This window comes from Chryseobacterium sp. 22543 (assembly GCF_052044565.1).
Classification (GTDB): Bacteria; Bacteroidota; Bacteroidia; order Flavobacteriales; family Weeksellaceae; genus Chryseobacterium.
The window spans coordinates 13,883-38,276 of the sequence record NZ_JBQENH010000010.1 but is presented as its reverse complement, the minus strand read 5'-3'; the positions used below and the strand labels follow the sequence as shown (position 1 = coordinate 38,276).

Annotated in this window: 24 protein-coding genes; 12 read left to right on the top strand and 12 right to left on the bottom strand. The window is 35.9% G+C overall.

What is annotated here, in order from left to right:
* Window positions 1-11: 11 nt before the first annotated feature.
* From ACTJIP_RS22680 to ACTJIP_RS22670, 3 genes are read right to left on the bottom strand one after another with little or no spacing between them, the layout of a single operon-like run.
* Window positions 12-761: an ABC transporter ATP-binding protein gene (locus ACTJIP_RS22680; RefSeq protein WP_077415743.1), complete on the bottom strand. Its 750-nt coding sequence runs from the start codon at window positions 759-761 to the stop codon at window positions 12-14.
* A gap of 44 nt (window positions 762-805) precedes the next feature.
* Window positions 806-2,071: an efflux RND transporter periplasmic adaptor subunit gene (locus ACTJIP_RS22675; protein WP_440705124.1), complete on the bottom strand. Its 1,266-nt coding sequence runs from the start codon at window positions 2,069-2,071 to the stop codon at window positions 806-808.
* Window positions 2,072-2,074: 3 nt separating this feature from the next.
* A complete protein-coding gene (locus tag ACTJIP_RS22670) occupies window positions 2,075-3,385 on the bottom strand; it encodes a TolC family protein (RefSeq protein ID WP_428168120.1) in 1,311 nt (436 codons plus the stop codon).
* Between the two features lie 227 nt (window positions 3,386-3,612).
* On the opposite strand from ACTJIP_RS22670, the gene ACTJIP_RS22665 reads away from it, so the two are divergent.
* The 7 genes from ACTJIP_RS22665 (at window position 3,613) to ACTJIP_RS22635 (ending at window position 10,663) form a co-directional block, all read left to right on the top strand.
* Window positions 3,613-5,325, top strand: a complete 1,713-nt coding sequence (locus ACTJIP_RS22665; protein ID WP_077415737.1) for a DEAD/DEAH box helicase — start codon at window positions 3,613-3,615, stop codon at window positions 5,323-5,325.
* A gap of 152 nt (window positions 5,326-5,477) precedes the next feature.
* Window positions 5,478-6,116: a DUF47 domain-containing protein gene (locus ACTJIP_RS22660; protein ID WP_047374124.1), complete on the top strand. Its 639-nt coding sequence runs from the start codon at window positions 5,478-5,480 to the stop codon at window positions 6,114-6,116.
* A gap of 13 nt (window positions 6,117-6,129) precedes the next feature.
* Window positions 6,130-7,272 carry an inorganic phosphate transporter gene (locus ACTJIP_RS22655; RefSeq protein ID WP_077415735.1) on the top strand — a complete coding sequence of 381 codons (1,143 nt, stop codon included), beginning with the start codon at window positions 6,130-6,132 and terminating at the stop codon, window positions 7,270-7,272.
* A gap of 101 nt (window positions 7,273-7,373) precedes the next feature.
* Window positions 7,374-8,345: a polyprenyl synthetase family protein gene (locus ACTJIP_RS22650; protein ID WP_077415733.1), complete on the top strand. Its 972-nt coding sequence runs from the start codon at window positions 7,374-7,376 to the stop codon at window positions 8,343-8,345.
* A gap of 75 nt (window positions 8,346-8,420) precedes the next feature.
* On the top strand, window positions 8,421-9,371 hold the full coding sequence (locus ACTJIP_RS22645; RefSeq protein ID WP_077415731.1) for a GSCFA domain-containing protein: 951 nt from the start codon (window positions 8,421-8,423) through the stop codon (window positions 9,369-9,371).
* A complete protein-coding gene (locus ACTJIP_RS22640; RefSeq protein WP_077415729.1) occupies window positions 9,372-9,893 on the top strand; it encodes a DUF4269 domain-containing protein in 522 nt (173 codons plus the stop codon).
* Between the two features lie 5 nt (window positions 9,894-9,898).
* Window positions 9,899-10,663: a TatD family hydrolase gene (locus ACTJIP_RS22635; RefSeq protein WP_077415727.1), complete on the top strand. Its 765-nt coding sequence runs from the start codon at window positions 9,899-9,901 to the stop codon at window positions 10,661-10,663.
* A 57-nt stretch (window positions 10,664-10,720) separates the two neighbouring features.
* Here the strand turns inward: ACTJIP_RS22635 and ACTJIP_RS22630 are convergent, their stop codons facing one another.
* From ACTJIP_RS22630 to hpt, 6 genes are all read right to left on the bottom strand, one after another.
* On the bottom strand, window positions 10,721-12,028 hold the full coding sequence (locus ACTJIP_RS22630) for a DEAD/DEAH box helicase (protein WP_077415725.1): 1,308 nt from the start codon (window positions 12,026-12,028) through the stop codon (window positions 10,721-10,723).
* 178 nt (window positions 12,029-12,206) lie between these two features.
* A complete protein-coding gene (locus tag ACTJIP_RS22625; protein ID WP_077415723.1) occupies window positions 12,207-12,845 on the bottom strand; it encodes a porin family protein in 639 nt (212 codons plus the stop codon).
* Window positions 12,846-12,941: 96 nt separating this feature from the next.
* Window positions 12,942-13,430, bottom strand: a complete 489-nt coding sequence (locus ACTJIP_RS22620; protein ID WP_180565304.1) for a DUF6438 domain-containing protein — start codon at window positions 13,428-13,430, stop codon at window positions 12,942-12,944.
* A gap of 341 nt (window positions 13,431-13,771) precedes the next feature.
* The gene (obgE, locus tag ACTJIP_RS22615; protein ID WP_077415721.1) at window positions 13,772-14,755 is read right to left on the bottom strand and encodes a GTPase ObgE; all 984 of its coding nucleotides are present in this window, start codon (window positions 14,753-14,755) and stop codon (window positions 13,772-13,774) included.
* A 63-nt stretch (window positions 14,756-14,818) separates the two neighbouring features.
* A complete protein-coding gene (locus ACTJIP_RS22610; protein ID WP_077415719.1) occupies window positions 14,819-15,397 on the bottom strand; it encodes an adenylate kinase in 579 nt (192 codons plus the stop codon).
* 127 nt (window positions 15,398-15,524) lie between these two features.
* Window positions 15,525-16,079, bottom strand: a complete 555-nt coding sequence (hpt, locus tag ACTJIP_RS22605; protein WP_077415717.1) for a hypoxanthine phosphoribosyltransferase — start codon at window positions 16,077-16,079, stop codon at window positions 15,525-15,527.
* Between the two features lie 398 nt (window positions 16,080-16,477).
* Between hpt and ACTJIP_RS22600 the strand changes: the two genes are divergently transcribed.
* Window positions 16,478-18,067, top strand: a complete 1,590-nt coding sequence (locus ACTJIP_RS22600; RefSeq protein WP_219072324.1) for an ABC-F family ATP-binding cassette domain-containing protein — start codon at window positions 16,478-16,480, stop codon at window positions 18,065-18,067.
* Between the two features lie 182 nt (window positions 18,068-18,249).
* On the opposite strand, the gene ACTJIP_RS22595 is transcribed toward ACTJIP_RS22600, so the two are convergent.
* The 3 genes from ACTJIP_RS22595 to ACTJIP_RS22585 are packed head-to-tail and all read right to left on the bottom strand — an operon-like array spanning window position 18,250 to window position 20,383.
* A complete protein-coding gene (locus tag ACTJIP_RS22595; RefSeq protein ID WP_219072325.1) occupies window positions 18,250-18,807 on the bottom strand; it encodes an AAA family ATPase in 558 nt (185 codons plus the stop codon).
* A gap of 51 nt (window positions 18,808-18,858) precedes the next feature.
* Window positions 18,859-19,785 (bottom strand): alpha/beta fold hydrolase, encoded by a 927-nt coding sequence (locus ACTJIP_RS22590; protein WP_428168118.1) that lies wholly within the window; start codon window positions 19,783-19,785, stop codon window positions 18,859-18,861.
* A gap of 13 nt (window positions 19,786-19,798) precedes the next feature.
* Complete coding sequence (locus tag ACTJIP_RS22585; RefSeq protein WP_077415710.1) at window positions 19,799-20,383, bottom strand: hypothetical protein; 585 nt, start codon at window positions 20,381-20,383, stop codon at window positions 19,799-19,801.
* Between the two features lie 180 nt (window positions 20,384-20,563).
* Here ACTJIP_RS22585 and ACTJIP_RS22580 point away from each other — a divergent pair, with 180 nt between their 5' ends.
* The 4 genes from ACTJIP_RS22580 (at window position 20,564) to ACTJIP_RS22565 (ending at window position 24,380) form a co-directional block, all read left to right on the top strand.
* On the top strand, window positions 20,564-21,850 hold the full coding sequence (locus ACTJIP_RS22580; protein WP_077415708.1) for an adenylosuccinate synthase: 1,287 nt from the start codon (window positions 20,564-20,566) through the stop codon (window positions 21,848-21,850).
* Window positions 21,851-22,057: 207 nt separating this feature from the next.
* Window positions 22,058-22,345, top strand: a complete 288-nt coding sequence (locus ACTJIP_RS22575) for a hypothetical protein (RefSeq protein ID WP_180565309.1) — start codon at window positions 22,058-22,060, stop codon at window positions 22,343-22,345.
* A 251-nt stretch (window positions 22,346-22,596) separates the two neighbouring features.
* On the top strand, window positions 22,597-23,442 hold the full coding sequence (locus ACTJIP_RS22570) for an energy transducer TonB (RefSeq protein WP_180565310.1): 846 nt from the start codon (window positions 22,597-22,599) through the stop codon (window positions 23,440-23,442).
* A gap of 164 nt (window positions 23,443-23,606) precedes the next feature.
* On the top strand, window positions 23,607-24,380 hold the full coding sequence (locus ACTJIP_RS22565; RefSeq protein WP_047374161.1) for a ParA family protein: 774 nt from the start codon (window positions 23,607-23,609) through the stop codon (window positions 24,378-24,380).
* Window positions 24,381-24,394: the final 14 nt, after the last annotated feature.

The following is a 24,394-nucleotide window of genomic DNA, read 5'->3' as shown; positions in this document are numbered from 1 at the left end:
TCAGTTTAAAACTATTTGTAATCATCATTTACCGGAAGGTTTTCGAGGGCTTCTCTGGCAGATTTGATGTGATCATTATTGACATCTTTAATGACTTTTCCATCCCGAAGAGTTACTGTTCTGCTGCTGAAAGTGGCAATATCAGGTTCATGAGTTACAAAAACGATGGTTCGTCCCTGTTTATGCAGATCCTGCATGAGTGCCATGATTTCATAGGAAGTTCTGGTATCCAGGTTTCCGGTGGCTTCATCTGCAAGGATCATTACAGGTTCGTTTACCAAAGCTCTGGCGATGGCAACTCTTTGCTGCTGCCCTCCGGACATCTGATTGGGAAGATGATCAATCCTGCTTTCAAGTTTTACCGCAGTCAGAGCCTGTATAGCTCTTTTGTGACGTTCTTCAGTAGATATTTTTGAGTTATAAAGAAGCGGAAGCTCTACATTTTCTTTTGCTGTGGTCCTTGGAAGAAGGTTGTAAGACTGAAATACAAAACCTATTTTTTGATTTCTGAGAACAGCAAGCTCATCGCGGTCAAGATTCTTAATATTAACCCCATCCAGGCTATAATCACCTCCAGAGGGTTTATCCAGGCAACCAATAATGTTAAGCAGGGTAGATTTTCCGGAACCGCTGCTTCCCATAATGGTAACGAATTCACCTTTCTCTACTGTGAATGTGACGCCTTTCAGTGCATGAACAACTTCTTCACCCATCTTGAATTCTCTTTTCAGATCTATGATCTCCAGAATTTTTTCTGCCATGACTTTTGTTTTTAGGTTTGCTAGTTGCTTAGGCTTGGTTTGAATTATCTTGGTCCGCCACCACCGCCACTGTTTCTATTGTTTCCGCCCCCTCTTCTTTGAGGCATAAATGGACTTTTAGCCTGCCCGCCGGATGATTTTTTTGAAAGAACTTTATAGCCGGTGATGATATTGTCGTTTTTATTTAACCCTGAAACAACCTGTATTTCGGTGTCATTATCCATTCCGGTTTTTATTTTTTTGCGGGAAATAGTACTGTCTTTAGCAATGATCCAGACGGCTGCCTCACTTTTATTCTCTGTTTCTTTACCCTGTTTCTTCCATTGTCCTTTTTCATGTTTTTTACCATTGGCAAAGGGAGAATTTATTTTATATTTTTTGATAATCAAACTGTCTGGTCTGAAGCTGGTTGCTGCTACCGGAATTTTCATGATACTGTCTAAAACCTGCGTATAAATTGTAATATTTGCCGTCATTCCCGGCTTTAGTTTTAAACCCGAATTATCTGCGTTGATGATGGTGGTATAATTCACCACATTCGATGAAACGGTAGGGTGAAGACGGACTTCTGAAACCTCACCATCAAAGGTTTCATCCGGAAAAGCATCTACCGTAAATGTTGCTTTCTGACCTACTTTTACATTTCCTATATCAGCTTCATCTACAGAAGCACGTACCCTCATTTTGGTAAGATCTTTAGCAATACTGAAAAGGGTAGGAGTACTGAAGCTTGAAGCTACGGTCTGCCCCTCACTCACATTTCTGTTGAGAACAGTTCCGTCAATAGGGGAATAGATATTAGTAAGAGACAGGTTTTTGTTGGCAGTAGAAATCTGAGCATTTACAGATCCTACCTGTGCTTTCGCAGCATTGTACTGATTGGTTGCATTATCATAATCTGCTTTACTGATAGCTCCCACTTTGTACAGTTGTGACTGTCTGTTGATGTTAATTTCGTTGTAAGCAAGATTGCTTTTTGCATTTTGCAGGTTGGCTTTGATCTGCTGTGACTGGAACTGAAGCAGATCCGGATCTAAAGTAGCCAGTAGTTGGCCTTTTTTCACTGTAGAATTAAAGTCAACATAAATATTTTTAATGATTCCTGATACCTGAGTACCTACTGCAACGGTATCTACAGGCTGAATGGTTCCTGTAGCAGTAATGGAATTTGAAATTTGTCCCATTTCAGGCTTTACTGTTTCCAGCTGGATTTTTATTTCTTTTTCTCTGATGAAAAAAAACCAGGCTGCACCTATTGCAATGATGCCGCCCACAACCCAGTACAACCATTTTTTATTCTTTGTTTTCATAGCTTACTTTAGATTTATAGGGTTACCTGCGTAAAATTCGTAGATCTGTTTATTGAGAATTGCAGTGTATTTTGCCTGAAGATAATTCTGGACAGACTGTATATAAAGCAATCTTTGCTGCTGAAGCTGTACATAATCAATGCTTCCGATTTTCATCTGAGCATTCACAATATCATAACTCTGTTTGCTGATGTCCATTTGCTTGTAGGCAGAGTCGTACTGGGATAGCGCATTCTGGAGATTAATGTAAGATTGTTCTACCTGCTGATTAAGGACCGTTTTTGTATTCAGTAAATCAAGATTGGCCTGTTCAATCGCTATTTTTGACTTCTCAATCTGTGTTTTGTAAATTCTGTTGTTGTAAATCGGAATTCCAAGGCTTAATCCAATGGGCATATAAAAGTTATTTCCCAACTGATTAAAGTAATTTCCATTCCCATTGGAATAGTTGGTGGAAATATTTCCTGTCAGACTCAGGGTAGGCTGAATGGAAGCTTTGGTCATTTTTAGATTTGTATTGGAATTTTCTACGTTAAGTTCCCCGTATTTTATTTCCGGACGTTGGTTTTGTGCCAGATTTTGAACATCCTGTAAGGTTTTCAGCTGATCATCTACAGCAATGCTGTCGGGTTTTACAACCTGAAAATCATACCCTGAGGGAAGCTGCAGGATTTGTTTTAAATTAACAGTATTCGTGCGCAGATTGTTTTGAGTAGCTGTCAGGTTATACTGATCCTGAGCAACTTGTGACTGGATCTGTAGATAATTTAATTTGGAAAGGCTTCCGGCTTTATACAGCTGGTCACCTTGTTTCAATTGAGTTTGTGTTGTTTTCAGAACATTTTCAAGAGAAATAATATTTTCCTGATTCATCAGAATATTCAGATAAGCCTGGGTGATCGTGAGGGTAATATTGTTTTGTGCTTCCTGGACGGATAAGTCTGCCATCTGAACCAGCAGATTTTTTGAGGCTTCATTGTTTTTAATATAATTGGCATGATAAAGGGTCATGGAAGAATTGGCCCCGATACTTTGAGATTGTGCACCTGTCATATGAAGACCGTCACTTCCGTTGACAGCAAAAAGTCCTTGTGAAACGGTTCCGCTTAAATTGGGATATTTTGCATCTTTTGCCTGAAGGAGATCCTGTTGGGCAGCATTTTTTGAAAGTCTTAGAGAATTAATGGAAATATTATTCGCTTTTGCATATTCAATGCAATTTTCCAGAGTCCAGACGGCCGGATAATTGGGTGTTTGGGAAAATATTTCCAAGGCCATGCATAAGAATATCAAAAAGAAAAATTTGCGTTCCATGGTTTTATTTTTGAAAATTCATAAATAACACAGAAAAAATCAATCCAATTTAATAAAAAAAAATAATGTTTAACAAGTTTTTAACCTAAAGCTGGTTTTTTTACATTTAATTTTCAAAAAATTAAAAATATATTAAAAGATTCTGAATTTAAGATTGTATATTTAAAACTTTATTCAAAAACAAGTCAAATATTTATTGTATCTTTGCAAAAATTTTAAAATAGTTAATGAATTTATTTACGGAAACCAATTTAAGTCCTGATATCCTTAAGGCAATTGGCGAACTGGGCTACGAAAGCCCAACAGAAATCCAAAAACAGACTATCCCTTTTATTCTTTCAGATATTCGCGACTTGATCGCACTTGCGCAAACAGGGACAGGCAAGACAGCAGCGTTTTCGCTTCCGATTTTGGATATGATTGACGATACGAGTCGCAAAATCCAATTATTGGTGCTTTGTCCGACACGGGAATTATGTCTTCAGATTTCGAAGGACATAAAGAATTACTCTAAGTACATGAAAGACATCAAAACTACTGCAGTTTATGGTGGAAGTAGTATTGTAGATCAGATGAGATCTTTGAAGGATAAACCACAGATTATTGTGGGGACTCCGGGAAGAGTAATTGATCTTATCAACAGAAAGGCATTAGACTTTTCTGCGATTCATTGGTTAGTATTAGACGAAGCTGATGAAATGCTTTCTATGGGATTCAAAGACGAATTGGAAACCATTCTAAGCGAAACTCCGGAAACTAAACAAACTTTCTTATTCTCTGCAACGATGAATAAAGAGGTGGAAAGAATTTCCAAAAATTACCTTACAAAACCACACCGTATTTCAGTAGGTTCTATCAACGAAGTGAAGAAGAACATTACTCACGAATACTATGTAGTAGGGTACCGTCAGAAAAAAGAAGCGTTGAAGAGATTGATCGATGCTAATCCTAATCAGTACTCCATTATCTTCTGTAGAACGAGAATGGAAACTCAGGAGGTAGCAGATTTCTTAATGCAGAACGGTTATGCAGCTGATGCTCTTCATGGTGATCTTTCTCAGGCGCAGAGAGATACGGTAATGAAGAAATTCAGATTGAAAAACATTGATATTCTTGTAGCGACAGACGTTGCAGCAAGAGGATTGGATGTAAACTCTCTTACACACGTTATTCACTTCTCTTTACCAGATGATCCTGAAGTATTCGTTCACAGAAGCGGAAGAACAGGTAGAGCTGGAAAAGACGGTATTTCTATGGCTTTGATAAAGCCTGAAGAAAGCAGAAAACTGAAACAGATCAAATCTGCAACAAAAATTGAAATCAACGAAAAATTCATTCCTACAGGTGAAGATATTATCAAAGCTCAGGTAGGAGGTGTATTCGAAAAATTATTGACGGAGCACGAGGATCTTTTCGAATTTGATGATAGCTTAATTCCTGATCTAAGCAAATTTACAAAAGAAGAATTGGTGCACCAGCTGCTACAGTTCCAATTGAAGGATCTTGCTTTATATTACAAAGATAAACACGATCTTGCTGAGCAGAAGTTTAGCAGCAGAGATGACGATTACTCAAGAAGAGACCGTGGACGTGATAGAGACAGAGATAGAGGCCGTGACAGAGAAAACAGCCGAGACAGAGATCGCGGTGGAAGAGACAGAGATCGTGGTGGAAAGCCAAGAAGAAGAGATGAGAATATGGTAAGATTCTTCTTTAATCTTGGAAAAAAAGACCAGTTGAAGAAGCTTGATGTTTTGGATATTATCAATAAGGCTACAGGTGATGGAAAATCCAAGAAAAGAGCTGAGATTGGAGATATCGAAATCTTAGAAAAATTCTCTTTCTTTGAGGTTGAAAAATCGTTTAAAGACAATGTCTTGAGCAATATTCAATCAATGAAATTCAAAGGAAAAGATATGAGAGCTGAAGTTGCAAACTAAATCTCATCAATTACTATATAAAACCGGCGTTAATGCCGGTTTTTTTATTTGATAATCAGGAGTTAAGCGAATGTTAACAAAACTTAATGTCATATAGTTTCACGTACAATCCTTTTTTAGGAAATTTGCACTCGAATTATAAATACTAAAAAATGGGAATTGGTAATATTTTCCACGCTTTTCAACCAAAAGATAAAATCTTCTTTGTACTTTTCGAAAAAGTAACTGAAAATCTAGTTGCAATGTCAGAAGATTTCAACACAGGAATCAAGGATTTCGATCTTAATGATGATTCTATGCTGAAGAAAATGAGTGACTTCGAACACAAGAATGATGAACTTACTCACGAAATTTTCGTAGAATTAGGGAAAAACTTCATTACACCTTTTGACCGTGAGGATATCCACACATTGGCAACAGGACTGGATGATATCGCTGATTATATCTACGCTTCCACAAAATATATTTTCCTTTACAAATCACCTGAGATGAAGGCTTATTCAGACTTCTCTTTATTGATCCATAAAGCATGTCTTGAAATTCAGAATGCAATGAAAAACCTTAAAGGGTTCAAAAATATGGAACAGGTGAAAGAAGCTTGTATTAAGGTGAACTCTATTGAGAATATTGCTGACGATTTGCTTTCCAATTCAATGGTAGACTTATTTGAAACCAATGATGCGATCAACATTATTAAAGTTTCATCTGTATTGAACTACCTTGAAATTGTAACGGATAAAGCAGAAGATGTTGCCAATACAATTGAGAACATCATGATTAAATACGCCTAATACATAGCAAAAAATGGAATTTCCGATTTTACTTGTAGTTATTGTTGTGTTGGCCCTGATCTTCGATTATATCAATGGTTTTCATGATGCAGCCAACTCAATTGCAACTATTGTTTCTACAAAAGTTTTAACTCCATTCCAGGCTGTACTTTGGGCAGCACTTTGGAACTTTGCAGCGTTCTTTATTGCTGCTTATATTATTGGAGAATTCAAAATTGGTAATACAATTGCCAAAACAGTTAATGAGAATTTTATTACTCTTGAGGTTATATTTTCCGGTCTTATAGCGGCTATTGCCTGGAACCTTCTTACATGGTGGTTCGGAATCCCTTCATCATCATCACATACGCTGATCGGAGGTTTCTTGGGGGCAGCTCTTATGCATGCTTTCATGATGGATTATCATGCCGTGGCTGCAGCACAGCCGGAGCTTGGGATATGGGAGACCACTAAGGAAGCTTTCGTTCAGGTAACCCATCAGGGTGTGGTGAAGTTTGACAAAGTGATTCCTATCTTCCTGTTCATTTTCATGGCACCGATCATAGGGATGATTATCTCCATCATTATTACATTGATTATTGTACACCTTTATAAAAAATCAAACCCGCACAAAGCAGACAAATCTTTCAAAAGATTACAGTTGGCATCGTCAGCATTGTTCAGTTTAGGACACGGCTTGAATGATGCTCAGAAAGTAATGGGAATCATTGGGGCAGCGGTAATTTATTATCATGTTAACATGCTTCAGGATGCTCAATATTTGAATATTCCTTCTGCCGAACGTTTTGATTATTTTGCTCAACATTATATTTGGGTTCCTTTAGTATCATTTATTGCAATTGCCTTAGGGACAATGAGTGGTGGTTGGAAGATCATCAAAACAATGGGTACCAAGATTACGAAAGTAACTTCATTAGAAGGTGTAAGTGCAGAAACTGCAGGGGCTATTACCCTGTTCATTACAGATCACTTTGGTATTCCTGTATCTACTACACATACGATCACAGGTTCTATCATCGGGGTAGGATTAACGAAAAGAATTTCAGCAGTAAGATGGGGAATTACAGTAAGTCTTCTTTGGGCTTGGGTACTTACCATTCCAATCTCTGCAATAGTGGCAGCAATTACCTATCTTGTGGTAACCTTCCTTTTCTAAAAAACAAATCATATAATTATATAAACTTTGTCCGTTTGGGCAAAGTTTTTTGTTTTATAAAGCCCCGAAAAATCGTATTTTTGTTCAAATTAAAAGATTTTATGGAATTTTTAGACAGATACCAGCAGATTGTTGCGGACGCCATCACTAAATATACTTTTAAAGATAAACCTTCGGAGCTGTATGACCCGATGAATTATATTATTTCCCATGGTGGAAAGCGTCTTCGTCCTATTATGGTGCTGATGGCTTGTGAGATGTTCGGCGGAGATCTTACGCAGGCAATTAAGCCCGCTTTGGCTATCGAGTTTTTCCATAATTTCACGCTGATCCATGATGATATTATGGATGAAGCTCCTTTAAGAAGAAATAAGCCTACCATTCATACTTTACACGGTCTTAATGTGGGAATCCTTTCCGGAGACGGATTGATGCTTAAAGCCTATAAGTTTTTTGAGGATCTGGAGCCTGAAATCTTTAAAGCATGTATCAGAATATTTACCCATACCGGGCTTCTGCTTTGTGAAGGGCAGCAGTATGATATCAACTTTGAAACTCAGAAAGACGTTACTTTTGATGACTACATCAGAATGATTACTTATAAAACAGGAGTTTTGAGTGCTTCTTCATTTGAGATTGGCGCTTTGATTGCAAGAGCAGATTTTAAAGATGCCAAAGCTATTTTCAATTTCGGAAAACATATCGGAATTGCATTCCAGATTATGGATGATTATCTTGATGTATTCGGTGATCAGGCACAGTTTGGGAAAAAACATGCCGGAGATATTTACGAAAACAAGAAAACCGTTCTGTATTTGTTGGCAAGAGAACATGCTACCGATGAAGAAAGAAAAGAGCTGGATTACTGGTACTCTAAAAAGACGGAAAATGTTGATAAAGTCTATGGCGTAGAAAAGATATTCAGAAGAACAAAAGTAGATGAAAAAGCGTTACGTCTGATCGAAAAACATAATGAAATCGGACAAAGCTATCTTCAGAAAATAGATGTTCCTGAAGAAAAGAAAAAACCTTTTATCGAACTGGCAAATTATTTGTTGAGAAGAGAAAGTTAATAGAGGTAGTGGATAGTAGGTAGCAGGTAGCAGCATTTACCTGCGATCTATTTCCTGCAACCTAATCCCTATACAATGAAATTCAGAACAGAAGTTGATATTCCTGCCTCAGATAAGAAGATTGAGATTGAAGATAAAATATTTTCAATAGGCTCATGCTTTGCCTCTGAAATGACTGATTTACTTCATGATGGGCAACTTCAGACCCTTAACAATCCTTTTGGGACGATATTTAATCCTTTTTCAATCAATAATGCTATCAACAGATTACATGATTCTGCGTTTTATGAAGAAGAGGAACTGATTACCTATAATGAAGAATATATTTCTCTGGATCATCACACCAGTTTTGATACCCGGTATATTCATCAGACCTTAGATAAAATTAATGGAGCTATTGAAGCAGGAAATTCCTTTCTTCAGGAAGCTGACTGGATTATTATTACCTACGGATCCTCATTTATCTATGAGTTTCTTCCCAAGAACAAACTGGTGGCCAACTGTCACAAAATTCCACAAAAGTTTTTTGAGAAAAGACTGCTTTCCCATCAGGAACTGACAAGTTCTATTTACCAGACGATTCTTGACCTTAAAGATATTTGCAAAGAGGGAATACAGATCCTGTTTACCGTTTCCCCAGTAAGACATATTAAAGATGGAATGGTAGAAAACCAGCTAAGTAAATCCAAATTAATTACAGCCATCCACGAGTCTATTTCTCTCTTTGAAGACTGTCATTATCTGCCGGTCTATGAGATTTTAATGGATGACCTCCGGGATTACCGTTTTTATAAAGAAGATATGATTCATCCAAGCACACAGGCGGTTAATTATATTTTTGAAAAATTTGGAAATGCCTATTTTTCAGTTGATACCCAGAATTTTATTAAAGAAAACTTTAAGATTATTAAGGCACTGGAACATAAAACCAGTGATAAGAAAGACCCTAAGTTTATAGAATTCAGAGAGAAATTAGATCAAAAAATTGAAATTCAGCGTAAAAAGGTAAAACATAAAATTTTTTAAATGCTTGATTTTACTGGAATTGACTATCTGAAAAGTGGGAATGAGAGACAGAAAAGGGCTTATGAAGTTCTTGAAAAATATCAGATTTTTGAAAAATTAAAGAATTATTCACCCATTTTAGCAGGAACTGTTCCTATTGAAATTGATATAGAAGGAAGTGATCTGGATCTTATTTTTGAGATTGATTTAAGATTTGAAGAAGACTTTCTGAATGATTTAATGACTAGCAGGTTTATTCCTTACGATGTGGACGTGGAGCATCCCATTGTAAACGGCGAAAAATGCATTACATTGAATTTTGTACTGGAAGGGTTTCCCATCGAAATTTTTGGACAGAATAAGCCAACAAAAAAGCAAAATGCTTATCTCCATATGGTGGCTGAATATAAAATATTAAAGGAAAAAGGAGAAGAATTTAAACAAAAAATAATAGAACTTAAAAAGCAGGGAATAAAAACAGAGCCGGCTTTCGGAATGTTGCTGGGGCTTGAAAATCCTTATGAAGATCTATTGAAATTTTAAATAAAATGATTGATACACATACACATCTATACGCAGAAGAATTTGATGAAGACAGAAAAGAAGCTATTCAAAGGGCTTTAGATAAAGGAATTACAGAATTCTATCTTCCTGCTATCGATTCTGAATCTCATGGGAAGATGTTGCAGCTGGAAACAGAATATCCGGGACAAATTTTCTCAATGATGGGGTTACACCCTTGTTATGTAAAACCGGAATCGTGGGAAAAAGAACTTGAAATTGTAAAAAATTATCTCGATCAGAGACATTTTCCTGCAATTGGGGAAATCGGGATTGATCTGTATTGGGATAAAACAACTTTGGATATTCAGGTGAAAGCTTTTGAACAGCAGATTGACTGGGCCATAGAAAAGGATCTTCCGATTGTGATTCATACAAGAGAAAGCTTTGATGAGACATTTGAAGTGCTGGAAAGAAAAAAACACCCGAAGCTGAGAGGAATTTTCCATTGCTTTTCAGGAAATCTGGAACAGGCACAGCACGCTGTTGACCTTAATTTCATTTTAGGAATTGGTGGAGTAGTAACGTTCAAAAACGGGAAAATAGACCAGTTTCTGAATGAAATTCCACTGGATAAGATTGTTCTGGAAACAGACTCTCCTTATCTGGCGCCGGTTCCCCACAGAGGAAAAAGAAATGAAAGCTCCTACCTTGATCTGGTAGCCGGTAAACTGGTGGATATCTATGGGAAAGATTTCTCTGAGATAGATCGCATCACTACAGAAAATGCAAAGAATCTTTTTCAGTCATAAAGGTTCTCAACTTTAAGATAAACAAAACCCTCTTCAATTTTGAAAAGGGTTTTATTTTTATTTCTTTCTGGTAAAATTCTTGTTTTTAGGCTTTTTGAAACCTACTGAAGCTCCTGTAGAAGGCTTCTTACGGTTATTATTTGGCCTTGAATTATTACTGTTTCCTGTTGTTTTAGGTTTCTCACCACCTGCATGAAAAGGTTTGTTGTTAGAATCCCTTTTCTGGGCAATCAAATCATCAGTATGGAACGGATGGTCTTTGATCACAGGAATTTTCTTCCCAATCAATTTTTCAGTATTCTTTAAATTCAAAAGATCAAGTCCGTCTACAAAAGATATAGAATTACCTTCAGCTCCGGCTCTACCTGTTCTTCCGATTCTGTGTACATAGGTTTCGGAAACATCGGAAAGTTCAAAATTGATCACGAATTTCAATTCATCAATATCAATTCCTCTTGCTGCAATATCCGTGGCAACAAGAACTCTTGTTTTTCCGGATTTAAAGTTATTCAAAGCATTTTGTCTCGCATTCTGAGATTTATTACCATGAATGGCTTCAGCAGAAATATCGTCTTTCTGAAGTTTTCTCGAAATCTTATCTGCACCGTGTTTTGTTCTTGCAAATACCAATACAGAATCTGAAATATCATTTTGAAGAATGTGAGAAAGCAAATTCAGTTTGTTATCTTTTTCTACAAAATATACAGATTGTTTAATGGTATCTGCTGTAGAAGAAACCGGAGTTACTTCTACTTTTACCGGATTATTCAGGATAGAATTAGCCAGTTTCTGGATTTCAGCCGGCATTGTTGCAGAAAAGAACAAAGTCTGTCTTCTCTGAGGTAAAAGTTTGATGATTCTTTTTACATCATGTACAAATCCCATATCCAGCATTCTGTCTGCTTCATCAAGAACAAAGATTTCAAGGTTTTTTAAGCTGATGATGCCTTGAGCAATAAAGTCAAGAAGTCTTCCTGGTGTTGCTACCAGAATATCAATTCCTTTTCTCAAAGCAGCTTCCTGGTTTCCTTGTTTTACCCCTCCAAAAATAACAAGTTGTTTTAATGGAAGATATTTACCATAAGCGTTAATGTTTTCCTCAATCTGAATGGCAAGTTCTCTGGTTGGTGTAAGGATTAATGCTTTTATATGTTTATTGGGAATTTTATTTTTGGATAAATTCTGTAGAATAGGAATAGAAAAAGCAGCTGTTTTACCAGTTCCTGTCTGCGCGCAGCCTAAAAAGTCTCTACCGTCTAATATATCAGGGATCGATCTTTCCTGGATAGGAGTAGGAGTCGTGTATCCCTGTTCCTGAATTGCTTTTGCAATAGGTTCTATTAAGTTTAAGTCTGTAAAATTCAAATGAATTATTTTAAAATTTAAATAAAAATTCCTTCAGTCTGAAAGAATTACATTCTACAAAGGTAGTCTAAATATTTTTAAGTATCTTATTCCACTTTTTTAGACTTATTGACTATTGGAAAAAAGAAATGGCCACCCAAATATGAGCCGCCTTTTTTTTCTATTAAATGTCTGAAATTTATTTAAATCTATATCCTACACCAGCCTGCAGAAATCCAATTTTAATAGGAACTGCATTGCTTTTATTCATTTCTATAAAATTGAAATTATATCTGGCATCAACAAAAAACTTCTCATTAATCTTATATTCTGCACCCAGGAAAGGAAATAAATTCAAGGTTTTTAAAGATTCATAATTGTGGGTTTCTGCCTCATCAAAAAGATTATCCATTTTTACTTTGGATGATATGTTAAACCCTAAGTTGATTCCTGCAGATGCAGAAAGTTGTGGAACAATATAGTATTTTAATGAAATAGGAACCTGTATCTGATTGAATTTGTAATCAAAGTTCATATTACCCATGCTTACCACTTCACTGCCAACCAACTGATACCAGGGATAAGCATCTTTACCACCCAATTGAGTATACAGTAATTCAGCCTGCAAACCAAATTTAGAAGATAAAGGTTGTTCTGCTACGATACCTGCATAGAAATAGGATTTTGAATCCAGCCCAGTTCCAAAAAATTTCATATTGGATAAGGAATATCCTCCTTTTACACCAAAGCTCATAGATGTCTGGTCTTTTGTATTTTCTTGTGCATTAAATAGTGCTGAGAAAGCAAATACTGCAAGGAAAAAAATGTTTTTCTTCATGTTTATTTTAAATGGTTATTAATTTTACAAAAAAATAATTCCTCCAAATGAAGGAATTACTGTTACAAAGATAATTTAAATATTTTTTTAGTGAAACTATTTCACTTTAGTCCATTCCTGGTTTTTTCTTAAGTTTTCAAAAAATTGATAGACTTCTGAAAGCTTTTCACTTCCGTGTTTTCCATAGTCTTCAATATTTTTTGAAGTACCGTCAGCGAATTTGATTCTTAAATAAGAGGTTGGAAGATCGGTAATGTTTCGCTCACCATATTTGTCGTTTAAGTTTTTTGCATTGAGCCCATCCAGCAAACTGATTAGTTTATTGTAATCCTCTTCCTTGATTGTTCCTTTAAAAGTTCCTTCGCGAGGCTTGGAAAATTCATCTTTTGAAGGTTTATCATTAAAATTAAAATGTTCTGCTTCAAAAACTGCTGTTCTGTCCGGACTGATAGTCATTTTAAAAACAGGACAGAATCCAAAACAGGGAGTTGCCTCATATTCAATAGCAGAATATTTGGAATTTACTTTCTGAGAAGTACACGAAAATAAAAATACAAATGCGCAAAGGCCCAGTAAATATTTCATAGTTTTTTCAATTTCGGAGATTCTCCCAATAATTGTTCCAAAAGACAAAATTTTCCTTTGTTTTTATGTTAAATATATATGGAAAACCTGCTTAACCTTTTATTTTAACCATTAAGATTGTATTAAGATGTTAAGAATATGAAGATAAGCTTCGCTTTACGCTTAAAAATCAGAATGATTTACTTAACTATACTTTATTTTTTAAATCCTTCTTAATGGTTTAAAATATTGTCTAAAAGAAATAGAATTAATTTTATTAAAAAACAGCCTCAGATTTTTCTAAGGCTGTTTTGTATGTTGCAGTTCCATTCTAAAATAAAACTGGTGAATCAATGTTTTTTCTATCCGTGCAATTGTTTCCAGATGGCGTCTTTAAGTTCCATAAGGCCTTCTCCGGTAACTCCTGAGAAGAACAAAGGCTGCTTGTTTTCAGGAAACTCTGCTGCAATTTCTTTTTTCAGTTCATCATCCAAAAGGTCAGATTTTGATACAGAAATAATAAAGTCTTTATCTAAAAGTTCAGGATTGTATTCTTTTAATTCATTCTCCAGAATTTTAAATTCCTGGTAGTGATCTTCAGAATCAGAAGGAATTAAAAATAACAAGATAGAGTTTCTTTCAATATGTCTCAGGAATCTGTGTCCTAAGCCTTTTCCTTCTGCTGCTCCTTCAATAATTCCCGGAATATCAGCCATTACAAAAGATTTGTAATTTCTGTAATCTACAATTCCAAGGTTAGGAGTCAGAGTAGTGAAGGCGTAATTGGCAATTTTTGGTTTTGCTGCAGAAACAGATGCTAAAAGTGTAGATTTTCCAGCGTTTGGAAATCCAACAAGTCCTACATCGGCCAAAATTTTAAGCTCGAAGACAACATAGCCTTCTTCGCCATCCATTCCGGGCTGAGCAAATCTTGGAGTCTGATTAGTAGAAGATTTGAAAAATTCATTTCCTCTTCCTCCTTTTCCACCCAGCATCAAAATTATTTCCTGCTTGTCATCAAGGATTTCTCCGATAATTTCACCTTCTTCATTTTTAGCGATAGTCCCAATGGGAACATCAATATAAATATCAGAACCGTCAGCTCCTGTAAGCTGGTTTTTCGCTCCGTTTTCACCTCGTTCTGCTTTTATGTGACGGGTGTATCGAAGTGGAAGCAAAGTCCATTCATTAGCATTTCCTCTCATGATGACGTGTCCGCCACGACCTCCGTCGCCACCGTCAGGACCACCTTTAGGGATATACTTTTCACGGCGAAGGTGGGCAGAGCCAGCACCTCCGTGTCCGCTTTTACAATGGATCTTTACGTAATCTACAAAGTTAGACATATAGTTTGTGTTGCGAGTTGCAGGCTACGGGACGAAATTTTCTATCCCGCACCCGTATCCCGATTATTTAATTTTCTCTACTTCAGCGAAAAGTTTTTGGGAAATTTCATCAATTTCTCCAACACCGTTTACCTCTACATATTTACCCTGCTGCTTATAAAGCTCGGCAACTTCTGCTGTTTTAGTATAATATTCTTTAATTCTGTTTTCGATGATCTCTACATTGCTGTCGTCTGATCTTCCACTGGTTTCACCTCTTTTCAGAAGTCTTTCAACCAAAATTTTATCCTCTACTACCAATGAAAGACAGATGTCAATATTGTCATTCAGTACTTCCTTAACGATGGTTTCCAAAGCTTCTGTCTGTGCAGTTGTTCTTGGATATCCGTCAAAAATAAAACCATTGGTATCAGTAGGTTTTTTGATCTCATCGATCAGCATATCTGTTGTTACCTGATCCGGAACCAATTCTCCCTTATCGATGTATGACTTAGCCAGTTTTCCAAGTTCAGTGTCATTTTTCATATTGTATCTGAAAAGATCACCTGTTGAAACCTGTTTTAAATTGAATTTCTCGATTAGATTCTGAGCTTGTGTTCCTTTTCCACTTCCTGGAGGGCCGAACAGAACAATGTTTATCATAATGTTGATACGCTTCCAGCCATTAGTAATACACTGTTGGCTTTTAGCTTTTTTAAGTTAATATTTTACTTTTATTTCGATTAAGTTTTAAAGCTAACAGCCAATAGCCAGTAGCTAATGACAATAATTAATGGTTGATTTGTCCGTCTTCCAATTGATATAAATTAGGTAGGTTTCTTCCCAATTCATCATAATCAAGTCCGTATCCAAGTACAAATTTGTTTGGAATTTCCATTCCGATATAATCCAGCTTGAAATCTTTCTTGTAAATCTCAGGTTTCAGTAAGAAACTAGCCAGCTTTACAGATTTAGGACGTTGTGTTTCCTTAAAATATTTGAAAAGACTCTCAACAGTGTTTCCTGTATCTACGATATCTTCTACGATAATAATGTGACGGTCTCTTACGTCTTTGGTAAGTTCCATTTTCTGATAAACAATCCCTGTAGATTCAGTTCCTACATAAGAACTCATTTGAATGAAGGCAATTTCACATTCCCCCGGGTAATATTTTAAAAGATCTGAGAAGAACATCACCACCCCATTTAAAACGCCAATGAAAACAGGCACTTCATCTTTGTAATCTTCATAAATTCTTAACGCTGTCTCTTTTACAATTTCCTGAATTTCGGCATCCTTTAAATAAGGAACGAAAGTTTTGTCGTGAACTTTAATGCTTTCCATAAAATTTTTAGTAGGAGGCAAAGTTACGGATTTTTGATTAAAATACTTTCCTGTTTTTATTAGTTTGACAGTTTGATGGTTTCGGGATGACAAAGTGAGGGATTATGATGAAGCCTGTTTAAATCAGAATAAGTATAAGTCATTGAACAACATAGGAAGCTATAGCCTTAGAAAAATGAATTCTTTGGAAGAGAATAAATAACCGGTGTTTAAGTGTGGAAGAAAAAAGAGATGATAAATATCCTGATAATTTATGAAAAAATGAATATTGCGGAAAATGAGTATCTTTGTTCCTTCAAAACCCAAAATACGGACATGTAGGATATCATTTCTTTCAGATTCAATAAAACAGTAACGAAGATGTTACTGGTGTTCAACCATTTTTTAAGAAAGAAATCATGATTTTACTACAAAATATATCCTTTGGGTTTCCGGGAGGAGATCTTCTATTTAATTATACCCATTTAACGATACCTTCTCACACCAAATCTGCATTGGTGGGAAGTAATGGCATGGGAAAATCAACCCTGCTGAAAATGATCGCGGGTGAAATACAGCCTTTAAGCGGAAATATTACTACTTCAGGTTCTGTTTTTTATATTCCTCAGATGTTTGGGAACTTTAATCATCTTACTATTGCTGAATGTCTTAAAATAGATCAGAAACTGAATGCGCTCCAAAAAATTACCAATGGAGAGGTTGATGAAATTTATTTTGAAATTCTCAATGACGATTGGGATATTGAAGAGCGTTGTCAGCAGGCATTGGAACATTGGGGACTTGACAATTTTGAACTGTCTCAAAAACTGGAAGGCCTGAGCGGCGGTCAGAAAACCAAGGTCTTTCTTGCCGGCATTCAGATCAGTCAGCCTGATATCATCATATTGGATGAACCTACTAACCATTTGGATCTTGATGGAAGGAAGATCCTGTATGATCTTATTGATAAAACAGATGCAACAGTAGTTATTGTAAGCCACGACCGGACTTTGCTTAATCTTGTTGATACCATCTTTGAATTAAGCAATCAGGGAATTGCCACGTATGGAGGAAACTATGATTTCTATGCAGAGCAAAAAGAAGTAGAGGAAGAAGCTTTATATAATGATATCCATGCAAAAGAACGGGCCTTGAAAAAGGCGAAAGAGAAAGAAAGGGAAACACTGGAACGGAAACAGAAACTGGATGCAAAAGGAAAGCAAAAGCAGGAAAAATCCGGTGTTGCACGAATTATGATGAACACGCTTCGGAATAATGCTGAAAAAAATAGTTCAAAGCTGAAAAGTGTGCACGCAGAGAAAATCAGCGGGATTTCAGATGGTTTGAGAGACCTGCGTTCCTCCTTAAAGAATTCTGAACAGATGAAAGTGAACTTTAATGATTCCAATCTGCATTCAGGGAAGATTTTAATTACGGCTGAAGATATTAATTTCAATTATGGAAATGGAAATCTATGGAAAGAAAATGTCAACCTTGAGATCCGAAGCGGGGAAAGAATTTCTATCAAAGGTTCGAATGGCTCAGGAAAAACAAGTCTGATAAAACTTCTGTTGGGAAATACTGAACCTTCCGAAGGAATAATAGACAGAGCGGAGTTTAACAGCATCTATATTGATCAGGAATATTCGCTGATTGATAATGATTCTACTCTTTATGATTTTGTCCAGACCTTTAATGATCATGCACTGCAGGAATTTGAGGTGAAAACATTACTGTCCAGATTTTTATTCGGTAAAGATACCTGGGACAAAAAATGTGGAATGCTGAGTGGAGGGGAGCGTTTGCGCTTGCTTCTATGCGGACTTTCCATCAGCAATAAAGCTCCGGATATGATCATTCTTGATGAACCCACGAATAACCTGGATCTTCAGAATGTGGAAATTCTCACCCATTCCATTAAAGATTATCATGGAACGCTGTTAGTTATCTCGCATGATGAAGTTTTTCTGGAAGAGATTGGGATTGATCGGGAATTGATGCTTGGCTAAGTGATTATTTGTATAATGTGGAATATATTCAATAGGGGAGGGTTTTAGCTCGTCTTCATTATCAAAACAGTTTCATTGGCTTTGTCCAAAACATGTAAGAAAATCTGGAAATTTATTTCCAGGTTTTTTTATAAATTTTAAGTAACATAACCTTTGTTATTGCGGGCAAAGCGAAGCAATCTCTATCCAGCCTGTAAATTTCCCTGTTTTATTTTATTCAGAATAATATCCATCTTTTGAGGCAGGTCATAATCACCTGAAAGCTCAATCAAAGGAGTATTCATCTCAGACAGCCATTCCAGATGGGCTTTTAGTGTTCTGTTGGCAACACCTGTATTGTGATCATAATCTTTAGCCCAATCCATAAACTCCTGGAATTTTTCTGCTCTTTCCGGATGGGTAATAATTTCTTCGCCATATCTTTCATACTCTCTTTTTCGCAGTCTGTCCAGTCGTACTTCAGGAGGAAGATAGAGGAAAATAATCAGGTCAAATGCCGGAAATACATTTTCACCCCAATGAATGATTGAACCTCCAAAAATCCAGCTGTCTGTGGAGTGGAGTTTATCTGAAACAGCTGCGTTTCTTATTTCCGGGTTTTGTCTTTCTGTAAAGGGATTTGATGTGGTAAGCCAGAAAAAATCATCACTGTCAAAGTATTCAAGATTGAGTTCCTCAGATAATGCTTTTCCTAAAGTGGTAACCCCGGAACCTGAAGCTCCGAAAATATGTATTCTCATGACTTTTTAAGTTTATTAAAGCTGCTGAAATTGAATGATCTGCGAGAGTCTTTATGATTTTAAAATCCAGTTATAGATCTCATTCAGGACTTCTTCTCTTATGGATTCATTTAAAATCTCATGACGCATTTCCGGATAGATCTTTACTTCCACATTCTGAAAACCGTCTGTTTTTAAATTGTTGACTGTATACATTACGCCTTTTCCAAAATCACCTATCGGATCATTCTGTCCGCTTACAAACAGAAAAGGAAATGACTGAGAAATAGTGGCAGCCCAGTTTCTCGCCGTAGCTTTTTTATAAACAGTAAATAAAGTATAAAAAGCGTTATGGGTAAACGGAATTCCACAAAGTTCATCCTGCTCAAAAGCTTTTCTGTTGTTAGGATTTACGCTCAGCCAGCTGGTATCACTGAAATCTTTATCCTTTTTAAAATGTTTGTTATTAACGCTCGTAAAAACAGAATTCAAAAAAGTACGATGACGAGGGGCGATGGCATTGGTTAATGATAAATAAACTCTCAATACATCTATTCCCGGTAAAGGCCCGCCGGTTCCTGTAATAATAGCTCCTGCAAATTTAGTGCTTGCTTTTTGAAGAAGACATCGTGTAATAAAAGATCCCATAGAATGCCCCAAAATAAAATGCGGAACATCCGGATATTGCTCTGCGAGATAATCTGCCATCATTTCTGCATCTGCAACAAGTCTTTCATCCGGTTTTTCAAGCTGAAAGAAACCAATGTCTTTTTTCTCTTTGACAGATTTTCCGTGTCCCAAATGATCATAGGTCAGTACAGCAATGCCATGACTGGCAAAATATTCTGCAATTTCCGCATACCTTCCACTGTGTTCCTGCATGCCGTGAACAATGAGAAGGGTGGCTTTTGCTGTTTGTGGAGAGAATAGAGTGTGGAAAAGCTGAGACTTACTGTCTGTAATCGATGATAAATAGGTTGAGTGTTGGGATGAGGTCATAGCAATTGGAATATTATTTTATTTCAATTTCTGGAAGTTTATAATTTCCAACAATTTCAATTAATTTTGAAGTATTGGCTTTTAAATTATTAAAGAAAGAATCCATATTTTCCGGGTATCCTCTTTCACTCATTGCAAAAAGAAGAATACCTTTATTTTTACCCTTATTAACAAGTTTATAGCGGTAAATATTTCTTTCTGCAATTAATATCTCCTTGCCATCCTTTGAATTTTCACTGATAAGAAAATCTAAAATATACTCTCCATTATTTTCAAAAATCTGATAATTGACAACAGGGTTGTTTTTTTTCATCTCCTGAAGTTCACCTACTTTTTGATCAACAATATCTTTAAGATTGAAATCCCCTTTTATAAAGTCGATTAAAATCATGCTACCATATTTATTGATATTTTCATTTGAGCTTAAATATTCTTGCTTGTAGTAATTTTCATTGGGATGCGAGCTCCAAACAAGATTATATTCTTTTTGATTCAATTTGATAGGACCCGATATATTTAGATAATCATTTACTTTATTTTGAGCATTTACATAAAGCAGAGGTACTATTAAAAGTAAAATCAGAATTCTTAATTTCATTTTGTATAATTTCTAAAGTAAATATAACCCATTTTATATACTTGTGAAAGTAAAATTATATATATAAAGTAATATTCAACCTCATGATTTTCATCCCAACTCAAAATAAATATCCTCTATAATTTGGTCGTCATTTTTTTTAAAAGTAATTTTGCACGAATCTAAAAACAAAAGTAAAATATGTCAACTTATGTAGTTGTAGGTCTTCAGTACGGAGATGAAGGCAAAGGAAAAATCACGGATGTTTTATCAGCAAAATCGGACTATGTAGTACGTTTCCAGGGTGGAGATAACGCAGGTCACACGGTTTATGTGGGTGAAGAAAAATTCGTTTTGCACCTTCTTCCTTCAGGAGTTCTTCAATGCAAAGGGAAATGTATCATTGCGAACGGAGTAGTGGTAAACCCTAAGTCTTTTATTAGAGAAGTTGGTCAGATCGAGAGCAAAGGCTTGAGAACAGATCACATCTTTATCAGCAGAAGAGCGCATGTGATCATGCCTTACCACATCCTTTTGGATACTTACCGTGAAGAGGAACACGGAGGAACTCAGATTGGAACTACCAAAAAAGGAATCGGACCTTGTTATGAAGATAAAATTGCAAGAATCGGGATCAGAATGGTAGATCTTTTAAATCCAGAAATTTTAAGAGATAAAATTGAGAAAAACTTAAAAGTTAAGAATTCTCTTTTTGAAAAATATTACGGAAAACCAACATTAGACGTTGAAGAAATCTACAACGAATATTTAGCAATCGGAAAACAGCTTCAGGACAGAATCGTTGATACTGAATTAGAGCTGAACGAAGCGATCAGAGACGGTAAAAACGTATTATTCGAAGGAGCACAGGCGTTGATGTTGGATATCGACTTCGGTACTTATCCATATGTAACTTCATCTTCTCCGTCTACAGGAGGAGTTTGTACAGGAGCTGGTGTTCCGCCAACTTCGCTTCAGAACTTAATCGGTGTGGCAAAAGCATACTGTACAAGAGTTGGAAACGGACCTTTCCCTTCTGAATTAGATAACGAACTAGGTGAGAAAATCAGACAGATCGGTGGTGAATTCGGAGCTACTACAGGTAGACCGAGAAGAACAGGTTGGTTAGACCTTGTTTCTTTAAAGCACGCTTGTATGATCAACGGAATTAACAATCTTGTGATCACTAAGCTTGACGTTCTTACAGGAATTGAAAACCTGAAAGTAGTAACACATTACAAAACTGAAGACGGGAAAATTATTGATTATTTCACTTCTTCAACAGAAAAGCTATACAATTACGAGCCAATCTATCAGGATTTACCAGGTTGGAGCGAAGATATTACAAAAGCAAGAAGCTATGATGAACTTCCTGACACTGCTCAGAAATACATCGAGTTTATTGAGAAATACTTAGGAATCAATGTATACTTAGTTTCTGTAGGTCCTGAAAGAAGTCAGAACATCATCAGAAAAGAATTATTCTAATTTCTTAGACTATAAAATAACAGAGAGACTATCATTGGATGGTCTCTTTTTTTTGTTTAAAAATTAATGAATTTCGTTTTTTACCTGAATTAGTCACCCCATGTCAAGGTTCTAAACCTTGACATGGGTGCAGCTTAAAAGAGAATATTTGATTTTAAGATCTTCATTTATTGAAATCCTCTTATATTTAATATTAATTTTAATCTAATGGAAGAAAATAAAATACCCCAGCGTTTTCTGGATAATATTGTGATCAGTTTATATCTTACCATTACATATGCTGTTTTGATTATTGTTTACTTAGGCTTACCATTCAGTATAAGTTCAGATTTCTTACTGATTCTGTTTATTGTCTGCAGTTTGATTTTTAGCATAGGAGCAATCTATTTTGCTGCTAAAAGTTATTCAAAAACAAAGATCAGTTCTGTTATTCTCATTATTATTAATGCTTTGGGATTATTAATACCGCTAACTCTTCTTATCCTGCTTATATAATCTTTTCTACTACGCTAAGGCTATGGTATTTGTGGCTTGTTGTTCTTATTTACTTTTATGAGAAATAGAGCTGTTTTTCTGTGCAACTTTCTATTTAAAAATGTTAAAATTCAAACATTATCATAAAATTTTCTAATATTATGTTGTTTTGCTAAAATTTTGGCAAATGTTTTGATATTACAACATTGCTTATCGATAAGAGCTAACCAAACTAATAATCAAAATTTTTAACAGTTTAAAAAGTAGTAGTGATGAAACAACATAATCAAAACCAGGAATTTCGTTTTAACGAAGTTCTCTTTGAGCACCGCAATAAAGAATATGGTGCCTATGCATTAAGAAACGAATCAGATCGAATATTAACCAAAGCGCTTTTTATCGGAGCAAGTTTAATGGCCGCAGTATCTATTACTCCGTTTGTGATTTCTGCAATGAAATCAGATGTAATGATAGATAGAATTAAGGATAATGGTGAAAGAAGAATAATTAAAATTGTTGAACCACCTGAAAAAGATCCTCCTGTCCAGATTGTAAAAACTGTTGCACCTCCAAACACGAAAACGTTTGACAGTACAGTGCCTACACCATCAAGTGAAGCTAAAGATGACGTAAAAAAAGATCCTGTACCGGATGACGCTGTTGCGGGCTTTGTAAACAACTTTAAAGGAGATCCTGTAGCACCTAATACACCGAATGTTCCAGTATCAGTAGGAACAGGCCCTGTAATTAATACTCTGCCACCGGTAATTTCTGATCCGGTGGATAAAAATAAAATTGCAGAATCTGGAGAACTTGGCGTAGAAGCTAATTTCACAGGAGGAATAGACTCCTTCAGAAATAAAGTAATGAACAACTTCGATGGTTCAGGATTTGAATCAGAAGATGTAGTAAAAACGACAGTTACCTTTATTGTAGAAATGGACGGAACCATCTCAGGGGTAAAAGCTAATGGAACCAACGCCGACTTTAACAGTGAAGCTATGAGAACAATCAAAAATATCTCAAGCAAAGGAAAATGGATTCCAGCCAAAAACAAAAAAGGAGAATTCGTAAGAAGTTATTTCAAATTTCCTATCTCAATGAAGTTTGATAATTAATAAGGAAAAACACATTTCAAATAGTTATCCACAAAGATTTTTTTTTGTGGATAATTTTTTTTATTGCTAAATTGCTTATTAACAATATTTTAACTCAATTTTGATTTTCCCCACTCACTGAGAGCAAAGAAAAAAGTGTATTTTTGAAACTTAAAGTTCTAATAATGGCAAAAATCATAGGTATTGCTAATCAAAAAGGAGGCGTTGGTAAAACTACCACCGCTGTCAACTTGGCGGCAGCATTAGGAGTATTGGAAAAAAGAATATTAATCATTGATGCTGATCCTCAGGCGAATGCTACATCCGGTCTGGGTGTTGAAGATGTTCAGTATTCTACTTATAATCTTTTGGAGCATAGTGCAGAAACAAGAGTTTGCATCAAAAGAACTGCGACTCCGAACCTGGATATTATTCCGTCGCATATTGATTTGGTAGCTGCGGAAATTGAATTGGTAGACAAGGAGGATCGTGAGTATATGCTGAGAAAAGCACTGGCAAGTGTAAGAGACGATTATGACTATATCATCATCGACTGTGCACCGAGTTTAGGTCTTATTACAGTAAACGCTCTTACTGCAGCAGATTCTGTAATTATTCCGATCCAGTGTGAGTATTTTGCATTAGAAGGACTGGGGAAACTTTTGAATACCGTTAAAAACGTTCAGAAGATCCATAATAAAGATCTTGGGATAGAAGGTCTTCTTCTTACGATGTATGACAGCCGATTGAGATTATCCAATCAGGTAGTGGAAGAAGTAAATCTGCACTTCCCGGAAATGGTTTTTGAAACCATTATCAGCAGAAACGTAAGATTGAGTGAAGCACCAAGTTTTGGAGAAAGTATCCTGAATTATGATGCAGAAAGTAAAGGAGCTGTTCAGTATATTCAATTAGCTGAAGAAGTTCTTTTAAGGAACGAAAACTTAATAAAGAATTAAATTAATAATAAATG

Coding starts and splice junctions, on each gene's coding strand:
- ACTJIP_RS22680 (WP_077415743.1), bottom strand. CDS start 761: ATGGCAGAAAAAATTCTGGAGATCATAGATCTGAAAAGAGAATTCAAG.
- ACTJIP_RS22675 (WP_440705124.1), bottom strand. CDS start 2,071: ATGAAAACAAAGAATAAAAAATGGTTGTACTGGGTTGTGGGCGGCATC.
- ACTJIP_RS22670 (WP_428168120.1), bottom strand. CDS start 3,385: ATGGAACGCAAATTTTTCTTTTTGATATTCTTATGCATGGCCTTGGAA.
- ACTJIP_RS22665 (WP_077415737.1), top strand. CDS start 3,613: ATGAATTTATTTACGGAAACCAATTTAAGTCCTGATATCCTTAAGGCA.
- ACTJIP_RS22660 (WP_047374124.1), top strand. CDS start 5,478: ATGGGAATTGGTAATATTTTCCACGCTTTTCAACCAAAAGATAAAATC.
- ACTJIP_RS22655 (WP_077415735.1), top strand. CDS start 6,130: ATGGAATTTCCGATTTTACTTGTAGTTATTGTTGTGTTGGCCCTGATC.
- ACTJIP_RS22650 (WP_077415733.1), top strand. CDS start 7,374: ATGGAATTTTTAGACAGATACCAGCAGATTGTTGCGGACGCCATCACT.
- ACTJIP_RS22645 (WP_077415731.1), top strand. CDS start 8,421: ATGAAATTCAGAACAGAAGTTGATATTCCTGCCTCAGATAAGAAGATT.
- ACTJIP_RS22640 (WP_077415729.1), top strand. CDS start 9,372: ATGCTTGATTTTACTGGAATTGACTATCTGAAAAGTGGGAATGAGAGA.
- ACTJIP_RS22635 (WP_077415727.1), top strand. CDS start 9,899: ATGATTGATACACATACACATCTATACGCAGAAGAATTTGATGAAGAC.
- ACTJIP_RS22625 (WP_077415723.1), bottom strand. CDS start 12,845: ATGAAGAAAAACATTTTTTTCCTTGCAGTATTTGCTTTCTCAGCACTA.
- ACTJIP_RS22620 (WP_180565304.1), bottom strand. CDS start 13,430: ATGAAATATTTACTGGGCCTTTGCGCATTTGTATTTTTATTTTCGTGT.
- obgE (WP_077415721.1), bottom strand. CDS start 14,755: ATGTCTAACTTTGTAGATTACGTAAAGATCCATTGTAAAAGCGGACAC.
- ACTJIP_RS22610 (WP_077415719.1), bottom strand. CDS start 15,397: ATGATAAACATTGTTCTGTTCGGCCCTCCAGGAAGTGGAAAAGGAACA.
- hpt (WP_077415717.1), bottom strand. CDS start 16,079: ATGGAAAGCATTAAAGTTCACGACAAAACTTTCGTTCCTTATTTAAAG.
- ACTJIP_RS22600 (WP_219072324.1), top strand. CDS start 16,478: ATGATTTTACTACAAAATATATCCTTTGGGTTTCCGGGAGGAGATCTT.
- ACTJIP_RS22595 (WP_219072325.1), bottom strand. CDS start 18,807: ATGAGAATACATATTTTCGGAGCTTCAGGTTCCGGGGTTACCACTTTA.
- ACTJIP_RS22590 (WP_428168118.1), bottom strand. CDS start 19,785: ATGACCTCATCCCAACACTCAACCTATTTATCATCGATTACAGACAGT.
- ACTJIP_RS22585 (WP_077415710.1), bottom strand. CDS start 20,383: ATGAAATTAAGAATTCTGATTTTACTTTTAATAGTACCTCTGCTTTAT.
- ACTJIP_RS22580 (WP_077415708.1), top strand. CDS start 20,564: ATGTCAACTTATGTAGTTGTAGGTCTTCAGTACGGAGATGAAGGCAAA.
- ACTJIP_RS22575 (WP_180565309.1), top strand. CDS start 22,058: ATGGAAGAAAATAAAATACCCCAGCGTTTTCTGGATAATATTGTGATC.
- ACTJIP_RS22570 (WP_180565310.1), top strand. CDS start 22,597: ATGAAACAACATAATCAAAACCAGGAATTTCGTTTTAACGAAGTTCTC.
- ACTJIP_RS22565 (WP_047374161.1), top strand. CDS start 23,607: ATGGCAAAAATCATAGGTATTGCTAATCAAAAAGGAGGCGTTGGTAAA.